Consider the following 3,068-nt stretch of genomic DNA (forward strand, 5'->3'; position numbering starts at 1 on the left):
TGGTGTAAGACCTCAACGGAGTACTCCGGGCGGGCAGTCGGTGATGAAGCAGAAAACCCCACGGCGCGAGCCGTAGGAATCCCCCTCCTTCAGGAGGGGGAGGAAGTCAAGGTGTCGCCTTTCGGGTGCTGACGGGGACGGTGGCGGGGACGGAAGCGGGGGCGGCGGGGACGACGAGCGGGCCGCCCGTCACCGGGTCGGGCACCACCACGGCCTCCAGGCCGAAGACCTCGCGGACCAGACCGGCGGTGACGGCCCGGCCCGGCGGGCCCTGCGCGACGATCCGGCCCCCGCGCATCGCGACGAGGTGGTCGGCGTAGCGGGCGGCCTGGTTGAGGTCGTGCAGGACCATCACGACCGTGCGGCCCCGCTCCCGGTTGAGCCGCCGCACCAGGTCGAGGACCTCCACCTGGTGGGCGATGTCGAGGTACGTGGTCGGCTCGTCGAGCAGCAGCAGCTCGGTCTCCTGGGCGAGCGCCATGGCGATCCACACGCGCTGCCGCTGTCCGCCCGACAGCTCGTCCACGGCCCGGTCGGCCAGGTCGGTGACGCCGGTGCTGTCCATGGCGTCGGTGACGGCCCGCTCGTCGGCCTCCGACCACTGCTGCCACCAGCGCTGATGGGGCTGGCGGCCCCGGGCGACGAGGTCGCCGACGGTGATCGCCTCGGGGGCGACCGGCGCCTGGGGGAGCAGCCCGAGGGAGCGGGCGACCGCGCGGGTGGGTACGCGGTCCAGCTCCCGGCCGTCCAGCAGCACCGCGCCGCGCCGGGGCCGCAGCAGCCGGCCCAGCGCCCGCAGCAGGGTGGACTTGCCGCAGGCGTTGGGGCCGACGACGACGGTGACGCGGCCGTCGGGCACGTCGAGGTCGAGGCCGTCGACGACCGTGCGGCTCTCGTAGGCGAGGGTCAGGCCGCGGGCGATCAGCCGGCTCGCGGACGCGTCCGGCGCGTCCGCTGCCCGCGGCCCGTCGGCCTCGGTGTCCTCGGTGGGCGAGGTGGTGTCCGTCATGGTCTTCCTCCGGTACGGCCGCGGGCGATCAGCCAGACGAGGTAGGGCGCCCCGATCGCCGCCGTCAGCACTCCGACCGGCAGCTCCACCGGCGCCAGGATCCTGCGGGCCAGCAGGTCGCCGAGGATGACGGTGAAGGCGCCCAGCAGGGCCGTGGCGAGCAGCGGGATCTGCGCGGTGCGTGTCAGCCGGCGGGCGATCTGCGGGGAGAGCAGCGCCACGAAGTCCACCGGCCCGGCCGCTCCGGTGGCCACCGAGGCCAGGACGACCCCGGTGGCCGCCAGCCCCAGCCGGACGCGGCCCAGCCTCACCCCCAGGGCGGTGGCGGTGTCGTCGTCCAGCGCCGCCTGCCGCTGGGCGCGGGCGCACCACAGCACGGCGGGCAGCACGGCCAGCAGCGCCCAGCCCAGGGGCGCGGCCTGCTCCCAGCCGCGCCCGTTGAGCGAGCCGGTCAGCCACACCTGGGCCTGCTGGGCGGTGAGGAAGTCGCCCTTGGTCATGAACAGCTGGGTGAGCGAGCGCAGCGCGACGGAGAAACCCAGGCCGATCAGGACGAAGCGGGACGCGCTCAGGCCGCGCCGCCAGGCGAAGACGTAGACCAGCGCGGCGGCGAGCATCCCGCCCGCCACCGAGAGGTGGGGCAGCAGGGCGTACGAGGTCAGGCCGAAGGTCATCGCGGCGACGGTCACGGCGGCGGCGCCGTGGGTGACACCGATGATCTCCGGGCTCGCCAGGGGGTTGCGGGCGACGGTCTGGATCAGCCCGCCCGCCACCCCGAGCGCGGCGCCCACCATCAGCCCGAGGACCACGCGCGGCAGCCGCAGCGTACCCACGACCAGTTCCTCGGGGGAGGGCAGTCCCAGCAGCACCCGCACCACCTCGGTGGGCGCGGTGGCGGTCTCGCCGAGGCAGAGCGACGCGACGGCGGCCGCGGCCAGCGCGGCGGCGAGGACGGCCGTGACCGCCGCCGACCGGCGGTGGAGCAGGAACGAGGCGCGCCCGCGGCGCACCAGGCCGTGGCCGGGAGGCCTGACGGGCGCCCCGCGGCCCGGTGCCTCACGGGGCGTCTCGCGCGCGGTGCCGGGCGCGGTCACGGTCCCACCGCCTTCCCGGCCCGGCCGCGCACCAGCGCCACCAGGAACGGCACGCCGATCAGCGCCGTCATCACGCCCGCGGGCACCTCGCCCGGCGGCACCACGACCCGCCCGACCACGTCCGACACCAGCAGCACCACCGGGCCCAGCAGCGCGGCCGCGGGCAGCAGCCGGCGGTGGTCGGAGCCGACGAGGGCGCGGGCCAGGTGCGGGACGGCCAGGCCGACGAAGGCGATGGGCCCGGCCGCGGCGACCCCGGCGCCGGTCAGGACGGTGGCCCCGAGACCGCCGGTGATCCGTACGGCGGTGGTGTTCCGCCCCAGGCCCCTGGCCATGTCCTCGCCCAGCGCCAGGGCGTCCAGGCCGCGTGCGACGGCCATCACCAGCAGCGCGCCCGCCGCCAGGAACGGCAGCACCTGCCCGATCACCTCCGTGCCGCGCCCGGCGACCGAGCCGACCTGCCAGAAGCGGAACTCGTCCAGGGCCGCGGCCCGTGTCGTCAGCACCCCCGCCACCACCGAGTACAGCAGCGCGTTGACGGCGGCCCCGGCCAGTGCCAGGCGTACCGGTGTGGCCCCCTCGCGGCCCCGGGCGGCGATCGCGTAGACGGCCGTCCCGGCCGCGCCCGCGCCCGCGAAGGCGAACCAGACGTATCCGGAGAGGGTGTGCACCCCGGCGAAGGCGATGGCCAGGACGACGCCCAGTGCCGCGCCCTGGCTGACGCCGAGGATGCCGGGTTCGGCGATCGGGTTGCGGGTCAGCCCCTGCATCACGCAGCCGGCCAGCCCGAGCGCGGCGCCGACCAGCACCGCCAGCAGGGTGCGCGGGACGCGCATGGTCCGCACCACCTGGGCGGCGGGGCCGTCGCCGCCGTGCACCAGCGCCTCGTACACCTCGCCCGGCGCGACGGCGCGGCTGCCGACGGCCAGGCTCAGCAGCACGGCCAGGGCGAGGGCGGCCGAGAC

General features: G+C 76.6%; 3 protein-coding genes. All 3 read right to left on the reverse strand.

Translation table 11 applies throughout. The features are described from left to right. Positions 1-106: 106 nt before the first annotated feature. The gene (locus AC2CJA_RS25695) at positions 107-1,009 is read right to left on the reverse strand and encodes an ABC transporter ATP-binding protein (RefSeq protein ID WP_484605063.1); all 903 of its coding nucleotides are present in this window, start codon (positions 1,007-1,009) and stop codon (positions 107-109) included. Beyond that, positions 1,006-2,103, reverse strand: a complete 1,098-nt coding sequence (locus tag AC2CJA_RS25700) for a FecCD family ABC transporter permease (RefSeq protein WP_484605064.1) — start codon at positions 2,101-2,103, stop codon at positions 1,006-1,008. Before AC2CJA_RS25700 ends, AC2CJA_RS25695 begins: the two co-directional genes overlap by 4 nt. Next, positions 2,100-3,068, reverse strand: a 969-nt coding sequence (locus tag AC2CJA_RS25705; protein ID WP_484605065.1) for a FecCD family ABC transporter permease, incomplete at its 5' end; no start/stop codon positions are given. The genes AC2CJA_RS25700 and AC2CJA_RS25705, both read right to left, overlap by 4 nt.

The sequence above is a fragment of the Streptomyces sp. ATLC9 genome, assembly GCF_057196705.1.

What these genes read in the sequence shown, in the direction of transcription:
- AC2CJA_RS25695 (WP_484605063.1), bottom strand. Translation starts at nt 1,009, where the DNA reads ATGACGGACACCACCTCGCCCACCGAGGACACCGAGGCCGACGGGCCG.